Genomic DNA, 14,395 nt, shown 5'->3' on the forward strand with positions numbered 1-14,395 from the left:
CGCCACGTCTGTTCGTCGGAGGAGAGTCACGCACACCAATGTGCGGACTTCTCATTAATTGACACAAACCATCTTAACATTTAAAACGATCTGTCGTGGGGTCCGACCGGTTCAGGCAGCCGAGTCGACCCCGTGAGGAACCGGTCGACCTCGGCCGCAACCGACCGCCCCTCGGCGATAGCCCACACGATGAGCGACTGCCCCCGCCCAGCGTCACCGGCGATGAAGACACCGGGAGTCGAACCGAGATAGGTCTCATCGCGAGCGAAGGCCCCACTGTCGCTGACGTCGAGGCCGAGGGCTTCGGATTCCGGCCCCGAGAAGCCGAGAGCCAGGAGCACGAGGTCTGCATCCAAGCGGTGCTCGGTACCAGGAGTCGGCACACGGCGACCGTCGACGAACTGGGTCTCGGCCACATCGATCCCGACCACCCGGCCCTCCTCATCTCCAGCGAACCCTGTCGTCGATGCGAGGTAGCGCCGCGTGCCGCCCTCCTCATGGGAGGACTGGATCTCGAAGATGCGCGGAACCGTGGGCCAAGGATCTGCCTCGCTGCGGTCGGTGGGCGGCTGAGCTCCGATCGCCAGGGTCGTGACCGAGGCTGCAGTCTGCCGCAGTGCCGTGCCCAGACAGTCCGCACCCGTGTCACCACCGCCGATGATGACCACGTGCTTCCCCTGAGCGTCGATGTGACTCTCCACTCCACCGGGTCCAGGCCGCTCCCCCGCCTGCACGCGATTGGAGGGCACCAGATAGTCCATCGCGAATTCGACTCCGTGAAGGTCGCGGCCGTCGATGCTCATATCACGGGGCACTGTGGCACCTGTGCACACGATGACGGCGTCGAAGCTCGACTGCAGCTCCTCGAGACTGATGTCCGTGCCGATCTCGACCGAGGTCTTGAACCGGGTGCCTTCTGCGCGCATCTGATCGAGACGACGGTCGATGTGCTGCTTCTCGAGCTTGAAGTCCGGGATCCCATAGCGCAGCAGTCCGCCGAGGCGGTCGTCGCGTTCGTGGACGACGACGGTATGCCCGGCCCGAGTCAGCTGCTGGGCCGCGGCGAGTCCGGTCGGACCGGAACCGATGACGGCAACGGTCTGCCCGGTGATCCGTTCAGGAATCATCGGCTGGATGAGTCCGGCAGCGAAGCCCTGGTCGACGATCGTGACCTCGACCTGTTTGATCGTCACTGCAGGCTGGTTGATCCCGAGGACGCACGCATTCTCACATGGTGCCGGGCAGGCACGACCGGTGAATTCCGGGAAGTTGTTCGTTGCATGCAGAAGTTCGACGGCCCGCGGAAGTTCACCGCGATACATCGCATCGTTGAACTCCGGAATGAGATTGCCCAAGGGGCAGCCCTGATGGCAGAACGGAACGCCGCAGTCCATGCAGCGCGATGCCTGCCTGCGCAGCTGCTCCGGGTCGCCTGCTTCGTAGACCTCGCGGTAGTCCATGAGTCGGATGGGAACCGGGCGCCGCCGTGGCAGCTCGCGCTGGTCGGTGGTGAGGAATCCATGTGGATCAGCCATTGGCGACCTCCAGAATCTTGTGCCAGGCGTCGTCCGAATCCGCGGACTTACCTGCCGCGATGAACTCTTCCTGGACGTCTTTGACCATCGCATAGGCGACGGGAATGATCTTTGTGAAGCGGGAGAGGACGTCCTCTCCTCGGCGCAGTCCGTCAAGCAGCTGGGCAGCCAGGGGCGAACCGGTCCACTGAACATGTTCACCCAACAGCCGCTGGAGGACTTCCATATCGGTGACTCCCACCCCGGTGAACCGGAATACACCGGCGGCGCGTTCCTTGGGGTTGAGCTTGGCGGGGTTGAAGTCCAGGACGTAGGCCGTGCCGCCCGACATACCGGCGGCGAAGTTGCGTCCGGTGCTGCCCAGGATCACGGCCAAGCCTCCGGTCATGTATTCGAGCCCGTGGTCACCGATCCCTTCGACCACCGCCTCGGCGCCCGAGTTGCGCACCATGAAACGCTCCCCCACCTGGCCGGAGACGAACAGCTTGCCTGCGGTCGCGCCGTAGCCGAGCACGTTGCCGGCGATGACGTTGTGCTCGGGTCTGGTCGGGTTCTCCTCGTGCGGATGCACGCTGATGGTCCCGCCTGAGAGCCCCTTGCCGACGTAGTCGTTGGCGTCGCCGTGCAGGTCGATGCTGACTCCGCGAGGCAGGAAGGCACCGAGTGACTGCCCGGCTGTGCCGTGCAGGTCCAGCCTGATCGTGTGCTCGGGCAGGCCCGCGTCCGCATGAGCGAGCGTGACATTGTGCCCCAGCAGGGTGCCGACGCTGCGGTCCGTGTTCTCGATCGCCGAGGTGATCGTGACCTGTGTCCCGGATTCGATTGACTCCCCGGCTTCAGCCAGCAGACGCAGGTCCAGTTCCCCCGCGAAGTCGCGGCGGACTTCAGTGGTGCGTTTCCGAAGCACTGCGGTGTTGCCATGGACGTCCTCGGGCACGGTGAGTATCGAGGCCAGATCGAGGTCGAGGCCTGAGGCCTCGGCACGCTTCTCATCGATGCGCAGTCTCTCGACTGCGCCGATCGCCTCATCGAGCGAGCGCAAGCCCAGCTGCGCAAGGTAGCCGCGGACCTCCTCGGCGATGAAGGTGAAGAAGTTCACGACATGATCGGCCTGACCGTGGAAACGTTCGCGCAGCTTCGGGTTCTGAGTCGCGACGCCGACGGGACATGTGTCCTTGTGGCACACCCGCATCATGATGCAGCCGGAGACCACGAGGGCCGTGGTCGCAAATCCGAACTCCTCGCCACCCAGCAGGGCGGCGATGATGACGTCGCGGCCGGTCTTGAGCTGACCGTCGACCTGCACGCTGACCTTCTCTCGCAGCCCGTTGAGCACCAGGGTCTGCTGGGCCTCGGCCAAGCCGAGCTCCCAGGGGGTGCCGGCATGCTTGAGGGAGTTCAGCGGGCTGGCCCCGGTGCCTCCGTCGTGGCCGGAGACGAGGACGACGTCCGCCCCGGCCTTGGCCACGCCTGCGGCCACCGTGCCGACGCCGATCCCGGACACGAGTTTCACGTGCACGCGGGCCTTGGCATTGGCGCGACCGAGATCGTGGATGAGCTGAGCAAGGTCCTCGATCGAATAGATGTCGTGATGCGGCGGCGGGGAGATCAGCCCCACTCCGGGAGTGGCATGTCTGGTCTTCGCGATCCACGGGTAGACCTTTGTCCCGGGCAGTTGTCCGCCCTCCCCAGGCTTCGCGCCCTGAGCCATCTTGATCTGCAGGTCGTCGGCCTCGGTGAGGTAATGGCTGGTGACCCCGAAACGTCCGCTGGCGATCTGCTTGACAGCCGATCGGCGTTCGGGATCGACGAGACGTTCGGTGTCCTCTCCACCTTCACCGGTGTTCGATCTCCCGCCGATGCGGTTCATGGCGATGGCCAAAGTCTCGTGTGCCTCTTGGGACAGTGAGCCGTAGCTCATGGCACCAGTCGAGAAGCGCTTCATGATCTCGCTGGCCGGCTCCACCTCGGCGATGTCGATCGGTCCCGATTCCGTGGGCACGAGGTCGAACAGTCCGCGCAGAGTCATCAGCTCACGTGACTGCTCATCGACGGCGTGGGTGTACTGCTCGAAGATGTCGAAGCGTCCTGTGGCAGTGGAGTGCTGCAGCTTGAAGATCGTCTCCGGGTTGAATAGGTGGCCCGGGCCTTCGCGCCGCCACTGATATTCGCCGCCGACCAGCAGATTCCGGTGCGAGGGCCGCGGATGGTCATCGCGGTAGGCGTCGGCATGCCGAGCACTCGATTCCGCGGTGATCTCGATGATCCCCTTGCCCCCGAGCTGGTGCGGGGTGGAAGTGAAGAACTCGTCGATGAAGTCATCCGAGAGCCCGAGGGCCTCGAAGGTCTGTGCACCGTGGTAGGACTGGACAGTCGAGATCCCCATCTTCGACATGATCTTCAGCAGGCCCTTGTTCAGCGCCGTGAGCACATTCGCCACGGCCGCGGATTCGCTGATTCCGCGGATCCTGTCTGAGCGCACGAGCGCCTCGGCGGTCTCCATGACGAGGTACGGGTTGACTGCGGATGCGCCGAATGCCACCAGTGTGGCGACATGGTGGACCTCACGGACATCGCCGGCCTCGACGATGATGGACACCCGCGTCCGCGAACGCTGCCGCACCAGGTGGTGGTGAAGGGCCGAAGTCAGCAGCAGCGACGGAATCGGAGCGAGATCAGCCGTCGAGTCCCGATCGCTGAGGATGATGAACACTGCTCCGGCCTCAACTGCCTCACTGGCTTCCCGGCACAGCGCCTCGAGGCGCTGTGCCATGGCATCAGGCCCGGCATTCACCGAATACAGACCGGCCAGCGTCACACTGGGTCGTCCATCGTCGACGCCGAGGTGGTGGCCCTGGATGTACGAGATCGCCGTCAGTTCATCGTTGTCGATGACCGGTTGATCGAGCAGGATATGCGCGGAGTCCGGCTGGGCGAACTGCAGCAGGTTGCCTTCACGTCCGATGCCCGAGGACATGCTGGTGACAATGTCTTCGCGGATGGAGTCCAGCGGCGGGTTCGTCACCTGAGCGAAGTTCTGATGGAAGTAGTCGAAGAGCAGCCTCGGTCGTTTGCTCAATGCCGCGATCGCCGTGTCGGTGCCCATGGCCCCCAGGGGCTCTGCCCCTGTCTCTGCCATCGGCGAGATGAGGATGCGCAGCTCCTCCTCGGTGTAGCCGAAGGTTCGCTGACGCCTGCGCACCGATGACTGCGGGTGAGTGACGTGGATCCGGGTGGGCAGGTCCGCGAGTCGACGCGAACAGCTCTTGACCCACTCTTCATAGGGATGCTCAGTAGCGAGCTGATTCTTGATCTCCGTATCGGAGATGATCCGTTCGGACTCAGTGTCGACGAGGAACATCCGTCCCGGGGTCAGTCGACCGCGAGCGACGATGTCCGCCTCAGGCAGGTCGACGACGCCGATCTCACTGGCCAGGACTACGGTGTCGGAGGTCATGACGTAGCGTGCAGGACGCAGGCCATTGCGATCGAGGACCGCCCCTGCCAGCTTCCCGTCAGTGAATCCCACGCAGGCGGGCCCGTCCCATGGCTCCATCAGGAGCGAATGATACTCGTAGAACGCCTTGCGAGACTCCCCCATGCCTGGGTTGTTCTCCCAGGCCTCCGGGATCATCATCAGCATTGCCTGCGGCAGCGACCTGCCCGAGGCGACCATGAGTTCGAGCACCGAGTTGAATGACGCAGAGTCCGAGGCGCCGGGCGGCACGATCGGGCACAATCTGTCCAGGCTCGTCGACGTGCCGGGCACCGGGGAGACGAGCAGGTCCGAGGCCAGCTTCGATTCCCTGGCCTGCATCCAATTGCGGTTGCCGCGCACCGTGTTGATCTCACCATTGTGGGCGATCGTGCCGAAGGGCTGCGCCAGCTGCCACGACGGGAACGTGTTCGTCGAAAAGCGAGAATGCACGAGTGCGATCCGAGAGGTCAGCCGTTCGTCGAGCAGCTCCGTGTAGAAGGCGGAGAGCTGACCCGTTGAGAGCATGCCCTTATAGGTGATGGTGCCCGGGTTGAGTGACGGGCAGTAGAGACCCGCATGGTCGAGGCGTTTCCTCACGATGTAGGACCGGCGGCTCAGATCCTGTGGGTCCCGGGAGGGATACCGCTCGTCGAGGGCGAGGAAGAGCTGGCGCATGCGCGGCATCGTGGTGCGTGCAGTCTCGCCCAGCACGCTCGCGTCGTGGGGTACGTCGCGGAAGGCAAGGACCTTCAGTCCCTCTTCGGCGGCGATCCGCTTGACGAGGCCGTCCTGATCCTCGTGCGAATCGTTCCTGCCCTCTGTGACCGAAGCGTCCCTGTCGTCCGTGGGGAAAGCCACGTCGGGGATGAGATCCTGTCGGTAGTCCTGAGCGAAGAAACCGATGCCTGCGGCGTAGCTGCCCGGCTCCGGAAGTTCGACGCCGTCGGCACCGAGCACCTCGGCGAAATAGTCGTGGGGTATCTGCAGGGTGATCCCGGCACCGTCCCCTGTGCCTTCATCGGAGCCGATGCCGCCTCGGTGTTCGAGTTTGCGCAGTGCGGTCAGAGCCTGTTCGACGACCTCATGGTCTGCCGGGCCACGGTAGCGGACGATGAGCGCCAGCCCACATGCGTCGTGCTCGAGTGCGGGATCGTAGAGTCCGGCACGAACTGGTTGACGCGGAGCTTTCGGGGTCGTTGAGTATTCACTGTACATCGCTGCCTTCACGGGGTGTAGGAGTTTACGTTAAAGACGGCGCTGTCCCTAGCTGTTTTCGCAGTGCCCTTCGAAGATCGTCCTCAGACACAATTGTGACGTGGTTCTCACAGTCGGTACCCCAACCTACACCATGTGGTGAATCCGAATGGAATAGAAAAAGGACCGTAAAACGAACCTAAAAGTCTCAGTCGTCGGACTTCGGACCGCTCTCGCCCCGAGTTCTCCGCTTCACATCGGGGGTGATCGAGATCGCGGAGGTGACCGCTCCAAAGTATCCGAAGCCGTGTCCCCCGAAGCCCTCACCGCCCTTTTTCGAAGCGCCTTCTGTTGCGCGGGCGACCTTTCGGGCACGACGAGCGAGGACGAAGACGACGATTCCGACGATGAGGAGGACCACACCGAGGGCGAGCACCCAAAGGGCCCACCCGGGGATCGTGGCAGAACCGAGCTGCAGTGCGTGATTCGATGCGAGCAGTTGAGCCCGGCTCATGCACAGCCCTCGGCGAGTTCAGCAGCCAAGCTGGCGATTCCGCCGACTCCGCCGCTGTCGAGAGCGCGCACGAGTGCCGAGCCGACGATCACGCCGTCAGCGTATTCGGCGACCTCTGCAGCCTGTTCGCGGGTCGAGACGCCGAGCCCGACGCAGGCGTGCGGCGCTCCGGCATCCTTGAGCCGAGATACGAGCTCACGAGCATGGTTGTCGACCTCGGAGCGGACGCCGGTCACTCCCATCGTCGAGGCGGCATAGACGAATCCGCGGCTCGCATCGACGATGGTGGCCAGCCGTTCGGGTGTCGATGAAGGGGCAGCGAGGAAGATGCGGTCCAGATCGAATTCGTCCGAAGCGCTCACCCATTCGGATGCCTCATCGGGGATGAGATCCGGGGTGATGATGCCTCCGCCGCCGGCAGAGTCCAGATCACGGGCGAAGGCCGAGACACCGTACTGCAGCACGATGTTCCAATAGCTCATCACCACGGCGGTCCCCCCGGCTTCAGCGACGGCTGAGACCGCAGAGAAGATGTCGGAGGTGCGCACACCGGCGGCAAGTCCCTGCTCGGCGGCACGTTGGATGACGGGACCATCCATCCCCGGATCCGAGTACGGCATGCCGACCTCGATGATGTCGACTCCGGATTTCACCAGTTCGACCATGGCCTCGATGGAACCCGGAACAGAGGGGAAGCCGACCGGAAGGTATCCGATCAGGGCGGCCTTACGGCCTGCCTCGGCGACTGCATCGAGAGTGGTACCGGTTCGGGGTCCTGAGCTCGTCATACCTGCACAGCTCCTTCGTCGAAGTAGTTGAACCATTTGGCCGCGGTCGTCATGTCCTTGTCGCCTCGACCGGAGAGGTTGACGAGCAGGACCGCTTCGCTGCCGAGTTCCCGTCCGATGCGCATAGCACCGGCCAGGGCGTGGGCGGATTCGATTGCAGGGATGATGCCTTCGGACCGCGACAGCAGCTGCATGGCTTCCATGGCCTCTTCATCGACGACAGGCTCGTAGGTGACGCGCTGAATGTCGTGGAGGTGGGAATGCTCGGGGCCGACCGATGGGTAGTCGAGTCCGGCAGAGATCGAGTGGGACCCTTGAGTCTGGCCGTCCTCGTTCTGGAGGATATAGGTAGCCGAGCCATGCAGGACTCCGGGGCGTCCACCGGAGAAGCGGGCGGCGTGGCGGCCGCTGTCGACGCCGTCTCCTCCGGCTTCGAAACCGAAGATCTTCACCTCGGGATCGGCGAGGAAGGCGGCGAAGAGGCCCATGGCGTTCGACCCGCCTCCGACACACGCGCAGACCGCGTCAGGCAGACGACCGACGGCGTTCTGGATCTGTTCGCGAGCTTCGATGCCGATGATGTCCTGGAAGGACCGGACCATGGCCGGGAACGGGTGCGGGCCGGCGACTGTGCCGATGATGTAGTGCGTGTTCTCTACGTTGGCAACCCAATCGCGCATCGCTTCGTTCATCGCGTCTTTGAGCGTCTTGGTGCCGTTGGACACGGAGTTGACCTTCGCTCCGAGCAGTCGCATCCGAGCGACGTTGAGTGCCTGCCTCTGGGTGTCTTCCTCACCCATGTACACCTCGCACTCCATATCCAGGAGGGCGGCGGCCGTGGCTGCGGCAACACCGTGCTGTCCGGCTCCGGTTTCGGCGATGACACGGGTCTTGCCCATGCGCTTGGCCAACAGGGCCTGGCCCACGGCGTTGTTGATCTTATGGCTGCCGGTGTGGTTGAGGTCTTCGCGTTTGAGGAAGACCCGCGCCCCACCGCAGTGCGCGGCGAACCGGGTGGCCTCGGTGAGAAGGCTGGGACGGCCGATGTAGCTCTGCTGCAGTTCGAGCAGCTGCTGCGTGAACTCCGGGTCGACCTGGGATTTGCGCCATGTCTCCTCGATCTCGTCGAGCGCGGGGATCAGCGCTTCGGGGAAGAACCTGCCTCCGTACGAACCGAAGTAAGGTCCGTTCTCCTGGCTCAAATCGGTCATTGCCGTCCTTCGTGGTTCGAAATGGTGGTCGGGTGGATCAAGACTGACGACTGGTCGCCGCCCGGCGCTCCTGCCCTGTCGAGGTGAACGCGGCCACGGCGGACTCGGCGTCGCCGCCGGTGACGAGTGCTTCGCCCACGAGCACGAGATCGGCGCCGGCTCCGGCGTAGGTCTCGACATCATCGGGACCGGTGACTCCGGACTCTGCGACGAGTGTGCAGTCCGCCGGTGCCAGATCGGCCAAGGGAGCGAAACGGCTCGTATCGACGCTGAGGTCCTTGAGGTTGCGGGTGTTGATGCCGATCAGAGGGGCATTCAGTTCGGCCGCGATCGCCAGCTCATCGGCGTTGTGGGTCTCCACCAGGGCCGTCATCCCGAGTTCGTGAGCGAGGGCATGGAACTCGTGGAGCTGTTCGACGTCGAGTGCTGCGACGATGAGGAGAACAAGATCTGCACCGTGGGCGCGGGCCTCATGGAATTGGTACTCCTCGACCATGAAATCCTTGCGCAGGATGGGAACGTCGACGGCTGCGCGGACGGAGTCGAGGTCCGCCAGGCTTCCTGAGAAGCGACGCCCTTCGGTGAGGACGCTGATCGCCCGTGCTCCCCCAGCGGCATAGAGGCCAGCCAGGGTCCCAGGATCCGGGATATGGGCGAGGTCTCCGCGGGAGGGAGAACGTCGTTTCACCTCGGCGATGACCCCGAAGTCGGCTTCGAGATCGAACGCACGCGCCGGCTGGGCCGCGCGTGCGCGGTCGATGACGTCTGCCAGCGGTGTCTGCCTCCGGCGTTCGGCGAGATCTTCGCGTACTCCGGCGACGATATCGTCGAGAACAGTCATTTCTTCTTCGGCTTGTTTCCCAGGCCGACGGCACGCAGGATGATGCCGGCGATGAGGCCGAGCACGACGACGCCGATGCCGACGTAGGTGATGGTCGCGGTGTGGATCGTGAACCCGACGCAGCCGATCGTGACGCCGATCAGCATGACGATGACACCGGTCCAACCGGCCACGGAGTTTCCGTGTCCCGGGTCGGCGATTGCTGCATAGTCGATCGTCGATTTGTCGAGATCGGTTGCGCCGTTACGAGCGACGGTTTGCGACATGGTGCTCCTTAGAGATGCAGGCGTGGCACGCGTGAAAACTTGTTGCATCCATTGTGACACGCTTCGAGTTTGGTCGAGACACCGACCCGGTCACGAGGTCATTTCGATTCATCATCGGCCCCACCAGCGGTGGGATCGGGGTCGTCTCCGCGGGAGAGGGCATCCCAGGTCGCTGCCGAATCGAACTCGTCGCCTCCGGCTTCCGCCGTCCTGGCATACCGGTTCGAATTGGTCCATTTCGCCGAGGCGACGGCGATGTAGACGATGACGATGAGCGCGATGGCTGCCGCGAACAGGGCCACGATCGGCCAGGCGGTGGCCCCGGGGGATGAAACCGACTGCAGTGCGGTCATGCCGTAGCCGATGGCAGCCAGAGCAGCGAAGCCGAGAACGACGAAACGTCCGATCTTGCCCAACATGGCTGATAGCAGCCCGGTGACGGCGATGATTGCGACACAGGCGGTCGCGACCGGAGATGCCTGAGAGCCTGCGTCTTCGGGGACATCGGCCACACCTGCAGGACCCAATGAGTCACCGGGAACACCGGCCTGCCAGGACGCAAGGCTGATCGCCCAGAGTGCACCGGCCAGGACGAGGACGAGGAGTACTCCGCGTGATTTCGTCATCTCAGCCGCGTTCCCTGCTCGAAGCTCCGAGCTTGTCCACCGCGCCGGCTGCTGCCGCGGCCCCCAGGACTGCGGCCGCCTTGTTCTGCGATTCCTGATATTCGGTTTCGGGAACCGAATCGGCGACGAGCCCACCGCCGGCATAGACGCTCATGACCGAGTCGCGCAGGACTCCGGTGCGGATGGCGATCGCCAGGTCGAGGTCGCCGGTGAACGACATGTAGCCGACGACTCCTCCGTATATTCCGCGGCCGATGGTTTCAAGCTCGTCGATGATCTGCAGAGCGCGGGGTTTCGGCGCTCCGGAGAGGGTGCCCGCCGGGAACGTGGCACGCAGCACGTCGACGGCTGTGTGTCCTGGTGCGAGCTCTCCGCGTACGGTCGAGGAGATGTGCATGATGTGGCTGTAGCGCACGATGTCCATGAATTCGCTGACATCGACTGTGCCCGCCCGACAGACCTTTGCGAGGTCATTGCGGGCAAGGTCGACGAGCATGAGGTGTTCGGCACGTTCCTTCTCGTCACTGATGAGGTCTCTGGCCAGTGCGGAGTCCTCTTCAGTCGTGGCTCCGCGAGGTCGCGAGCCGGCGATCGGGTGGGTGACGACGTCACCGGAGCGGACCGTGACGAGAGCTTCCGGGGACGAGCCGATGATACTGGCAGGCTGTCCCTGGTCGTCATGGAGGTTGAGCAGGTACATGAATGGGCTGGGGTTCGAATGGCGCAGCATCCGATAGACGGTCAGCGGGTCGGCTGTGCAGTCGGTGTCGAAGCGTTGGCCGAGGACAACTTGGAAGATCTCTCCATCGACGATCTCACGTTTTGCCTGTTCGACGTTGTCGAGGTAGACCTGCGGGTCCGTGCGCGTCGACACCTCGGGTTTGACGAAGTGCGTGCTCAGGATCTCGGCGTCGCTGGACCTGCTGATCCTCGACAACATCGCTTCGATCCGATCGACGCCTGCGTGGTAGGCATCGTCGATGCCCGTATCGGCACCATTGACGTTGAATACGTTGGCCACAAGGGTGAGCGTTCCGGAGTAGTGGTCATAGACCGCGATGTCGCCGGGGATCATCAGCTGCACGGTCGGCAGATGGTGTTCGTTGGCTCGGGCGGGGCCGAGCCTCTCGAACTGCCGCACGATGTCCCAGCCGAAGTATCCGACGAAGCTTGAGACCATCGGTGGAAGAGCCGACTCGGTCGCGTCGACGGCGAGCAGTTCGAGGGTCGCTGTGACTGCGTCCAAAACGCTGCCGTCGGTCGGGATGCCCACCGGAGGTGTGCCGTCCCACCGAAAGCTCTCGCCCTCGGAGATCAGGGTGGCGACAGGTGCGGAGCCGATGAATGAGTAGCGCGCCCAGGCTCCGGACACGGCCGACTCGAAGAGGAAGCTGCCAGGACCGCCGTCCGTGAGTTTGCGGTACAGGCTCAGCGGGGTCTCGGAGTCGGCGAGGACTTCGGCGTGGACTGGCACCAAGCGGTGATCGGCGCCCGAAGCGCGGAACTCATCGAGGCTGGGCCGGATCGTCAGCCCGGTGTCGGTCGTGCGTGTGTCAGTTGGCACTGATGGTCCTTCCGGTGAAGCACGTCGGGGTCAGGGTGTGGCAGGCGGGCCCGGTCTGTTCGACCTCCATGAGCAGAGCGTCCGCATCGCAGTCGAGGCTCAGGGATGCCACCTTCTGAGTGTGTCCGGAGGTCTCGCCTTTGACCCAGTATTCCTGCCGCGACCGTGACCAGTACACTGCGGCACCGCTGCTCAGGGTGCGTTCGATGGCTTCGGTGTCCATCCAGGCCAGCATGAGGACCTCACGGCTGGTGACCTCTTGGACGATGACGGGAATGAGCCCGTCTGCGTTGACCGTGATCAGTTCGCGCCAGTTCTCCGGGGTGGCGTCGATCTGGGCGGCAGAACCGTGTGTGCTCATCGGACTTCGATCCCTTCCCTGCGCAGTGCGTCCTTGACTTCGGCGATGCTCAGCGTCCCGAAGTGGAAGACACTCGCGGCCAGCAGCGCGTCGGCCCCGGCAGCCACTGCCGGAGCGAAGTGTTCGACTCGTCCGGCTCCTCCGGACGCGATCAGCGGAACGTCGACCGCGGTCCGCGCGGCGGCGATGAGTTCGAGATCGAAGCCGTCGCGGGTGCCGTCCGCGTCGATGGAGTTGAGGAGGATCTCGCCGACGCCGCGCTCGGCCGCCTCGGTGATCCAGTCGATCGCGCAGCGACCGGTTCCCTCACGGCCACCGCGGGTGGTGACTTCGAAGCCGGAGGGCGTCTGTGTCCCCTGCGCGCGTCTGGCATCGAGAGACAAAACGAGGACCTGGTTGCCGAAATGGTGGGCGATATCGCTGATGAGCTGAGGGTTCGCGACCGCGGAGGTATTGACGGAGACCTTGTCTGCACCATCGCGCAGCAAGCGGTCGACGTCGGTGACGCTGCGGATGCCGCCGCCGACGGTCAGCGGAATGAAGACCTCTTCGGCACAGGCCCGGACGATATCGTGAACGGTCTCGCGATCACCGCTGCTGGCGGTGACATCGAGGAATGTCAGCTCGTCCGCACCGGATTCCCCGTAGCGTCGGGCCAATTCGACCGGATCGCCGGCGTCCTTGAGGTCCGCGAACTTCACGCCTTTGACGACACGTCCTTCGTCGACGTCGAGGCACGGAATGACTCTGATGGCAACCATGTGACTCTCCTAGATTCCTTGTCGACGTTCAGATTCCGAGGGTGCGATACCGTTCCATCCGGCGCGCCAAGCGCCGGTCGGATGGTTCACGCATGAGCTCGATGAGTTCGTACTCCAGTGTCGCACCCACCCGGGACACGAAGTCCAACGGCTCCTCACTCGCATCTGGATGCTCGGCGATGATGCGGTCGACGACTCCCGTCGCCATGAGCATCGGTGCATGCACACCTTGGCTCTGGGCCATCTCCGGCGCGCGGTCGATCGTCCGGTGCACGATCGCCGAGGCGCCTTCCGGGGGCAGGGGCGAAAGCCACCCGTTTTCGGCACTGAGCACTCGGTCCGCGGGGATCAGTGCGAGGGCTCCCCCGCCTGACCCCTCACCGAGGATGAGGGACACGGAGGGCGCATCGAGGTTCGCGAGGTCGGCGAGGCTGCGGGCGATCTCACCGGCGATTCCGCCCTCTTCAGCAGATTTCGACAGTGCAGCACCAGGGGTGTCGATGACGGTCACCAGCGGCAGGTCGAGTTCGGCGGCCAAGCGCATTCCGCGCCTGGCCTCTCGCAGTGCCGCTGGCCCGAGAGGTGCCCGGGAATCCTGGCGGAAACGATCCTGACCGAGAACGATGCACGGGGCGGAGCCGAACTTCGCCAGCGCCAACAGCAGTCCCGGGTCCTTCTCGCCTTGTCCGGTGCCGTTGAGGGGCAGCACGGTGTTGGCCGCGGTGCGCAGCAGGTCGCGAACTCCGGGACGATCGGCGTTGCGGGAACGGGTGATCGCATCCCATGCGTCGGAGTCCGGGTCGACGATCTCCGGGCGTGTGTCCGGGTCGGCGACGCGGGGCGGAATCTCCTTGGCGCCCATGAGCACGTCGAGGACTCGGGCGAGGGTGGTCTGGATCCGTTCGGGACTGATGACTGCGTCGATGATCCCGTGCTTGTGCAGGTTCTCCCCCGTCTGCACGTTCTCAGGGAACTTCTCTCCGTAGATGGCCTCAAAGACCCGCGGGCCGAGGAAGCCGATGAGTGATCCCGCCTCGGCGACGGTGACATGGCCCATCGAACCCCAGGAGGCGAACACCCCGCCTGTGGTGGGATGGCGCAGGTACACGAGGTAGGGCAGCGCGGCCCGACGATGGGCCATCACGGCGTTGGTGATCTTGACCATCGACAGGAACGCGATCGTGCCCTCCTGCATCCTGGTCCCGCCCGAGGCAGGCCCGGCCAGCAGCGGCAGTCCTTCGAGCGTGGCGCGGTGG

At 64.4% G+C, this 14,395-nt stretch carries 12 protein-coding genes; all 12 read right to left on the minus strand.

The features are described from left to right. Positions 1–80 precede the first annotated feature (80 nt). Entirely contained in the window at positions 81–1,535 is a 1,455-nt protein-coding gene (locus ACE03M_RS06790) for a glutamate synthase subunit beta (protein WP_485933240.1), read from the minus strand. After that, the gene (gene gltB, locus ACE03M_RS06795; protein WP_485933241.1) at positions 1,528–6,228 is read right to left on the minus strand and encodes a glutamate synthase large subunit; all 4,701 of its coding nucleotides are present in this window, start codon (positions 6,226–6,228) and stop codon (positions 1,528–1,530) included. The genes ACE03M_RS06790 and gltB overlap by 8 nt, the downstream gene beginning before the upstream one ends. A 187-nt stretch (positions 6,229–6,415) precedes the next feature. Continuing rightward, complete coding sequence (locus ACE03M_RS06800; RefSeq protein ID WP_485933242.1) at positions 6,416–6,721, minus strand: hypothetical protein; 306 nt, start codon at positions 6,719–6,721, stop codon at positions 6,416–6,418. Continuing rightward, positions 6,718–7,509 carry a tryptophan synthase subunit alpha gene (trpA, locus tag ACE03M_RS06805; RefSeq protein ID WP_485933243.1) on the minus strand — a complete coding sequence of 264 codons (792 nt, stop codon included), beginning with the start codon at positions 7,507–7,509 and terminating at the stop codon, positions 6,718–6,720. Before trpA ends, ACE03M_RS06800 begins: the two co-directional genes overlap by 4 nt. After that, positions 7,506–8,720, minus strand: a complete 1,215-nt coding sequence (trpB, locus tag ACE03M_RS06810; RefSeq protein ID WP_485933244.1) for a tryptophan synthase subunit beta — start codon at positions 8,718–8,720, stop codon at positions 7,506–7,508. The genes trpA and trpB overlap by 4 nt, the downstream gene beginning before the upstream one ends. A gap of 37 nt (positions 8,721–8,757) precedes the next feature. Continuing rightward, positions 8,758–9,561: an indole-3-glycerol phosphate synthase TrpC gene (gene trpC, locus ACE03M_RS06815; protein WP_485933245.1), complete on the minus strand. Its 804-nt coding sequence runs from the start codon at positions 9,559–9,561 to the stop codon at positions 8,758–8,760. Further along, positions 9,558–9,827 (minus strand): HGxxPAAW family protein, encoded by a 270-nt coding sequence (locus ACE03M_RS06820; RefSeq protein WP_143921771.1) that lies wholly within the window; start codon positions 9,825–9,827, stop codon positions 9,558–9,560. Before ACE03M_RS06820 ends, trpC begins: the two co-directional genes overlap by 4 nt. 98 nt (positions 9,828–9,925) lie before the next feature. Next, positions 9,926–10,453 (minus strand): Trp biosynthesis-associated membrane protein, encoded by a 528-nt coding sequence (locus ACE03M_RS06825; RefSeq protein ID WP_485933247.1) that lies wholly within the window; start codon positions 10,451–10,453, stop codon positions 9,926–9,928. Between the two features lies 1 nt (position 10,454). Continuing rightward, positions 10,455–12,017 carry an anthranilate synthase component I gene (gene trpE / locus ACE03M_RS06830; protein WP_143921773.1) on the minus strand — a complete coding sequence of 521 codons (1,563 nt, stop codon included), beginning with the start codon at positions 12,015–12,017 and terminating at the stop codon, positions 10,455–10,457. Then, positions 12,007–12,378, minus strand: a complete 372-nt coding sequence (hisI, locus tag ACE03M_RS06835; protein ID WP_485933249.1) for a phosphoribosyl-AMP cyclohydrolase — start codon at positions 12,376–12,378, stop codon at positions 12,007–12,009. The genes trpE and hisI overlap by 11 nt, the downstream gene beginning before the upstream one ends. Continuing rightward, positions 12,375–13,139 carry an imidazole glycerol phosphate synthase subunit HisF gene (gene hisF, locus ACE03M_RS06840; RefSeq protein ID WP_143921775.1) on the minus strand — a complete coding sequence of 255 codons (765 nt, stop codon included), beginning with the start codon at positions 13,137–13,139 and terminating at the stop codon, positions 12,375–12,377. The genes hisI and hisF overlap by 4 nt, the downstream gene beginning before the upstream one ends. Before the next feature lie 28 nt (positions 13,140–13,167). Continuing rightward, positions 13,168–14,395: carboxyl transferase domain-containing protein (locus tag ACE03M_RS06845; protein ID WP_485933251.1), on the minus strand; the 1,228-nt coding region annotated here is incomplete at its 5' end.

It is taken from the genome of Brevibacterium sp. AGC70, from assembly GCF_057334195.1.

What these genes read in the sequence shown, in the direction of transcription:
- hisI (WP_485933249.1), bottom strand. Translation starts at nt 12,378, where the DNA reads ATGAGCACACACGGTTCTGCCGCCCAGATCGACGCCACCCCGGAGAAC.
- trpC (WP_485933245.1), bottom strand. Translation starts at nt 9,561, where the DNA reads ATGACTGTTCTCGACGATATCGTCGCCGGAGTACGCGAAGATCTCGCC.
- ACE03M_RS06790 (WP_485933240.1), bottom strand. Translation starts at nt 1,535, where the DNA reads ATGGCTGATCCACATGGATTCCTCACCACCGACCAGCGCGAGCTGCCA.
- hisF (WP_143921775.1), bottom strand. Translation starts at nt 13,139, where the DNA reads ATGGTTGCCATCAGAGTCATTCCGTGCCTCGACGTCGACGAAGGACGT.
- ACE03M_RS06820 (WP_143921771.1), bottom strand. Translation starts at nt 9,827, where the DNA reads ATGTCGCAAACCGTCGCTCGTAACGGCGCAACCGATCTCGACAAATCG.
- trpA (WP_485933243.1), bottom strand. Translation starts at nt 7,509, where the DNA reads ATGACGAGCTCAGGACCCCGAACCGGTACCACTCTCGATGCAGTCGCC.
- ACE03M_RS06800 (WP_485933242.1), bottom strand. Translation starts at nt 6,721, where the DNA reads ATGAGCCGGGCTCAACTGCTCGCATCGAATCACGCACTGCAGCTCGGT.
- trpB (WP_485933244.1), bottom strand. Translation starts at nt 8,720, where the DNA reads ATGACCGATTTGAGCCAGGAGAACGGACCTTACTTCGGTTCGTACGGA.
- gltB (WP_485933241.1), bottom strand. Translation starts at nt 6,228, where the DNA reads ATGTACAGTGAATACTCAACGACCCCGAAAGCTCCGCGTCAACCAGTT.
- ACE03M_RS06825 (WP_485933247.1), bottom strand. Translation starts at nt 10,453, where the DNA reads ATGACGAAATCACGCGGAGTACTCCTCGTCCTCGTCCTGGCCGGTGCA.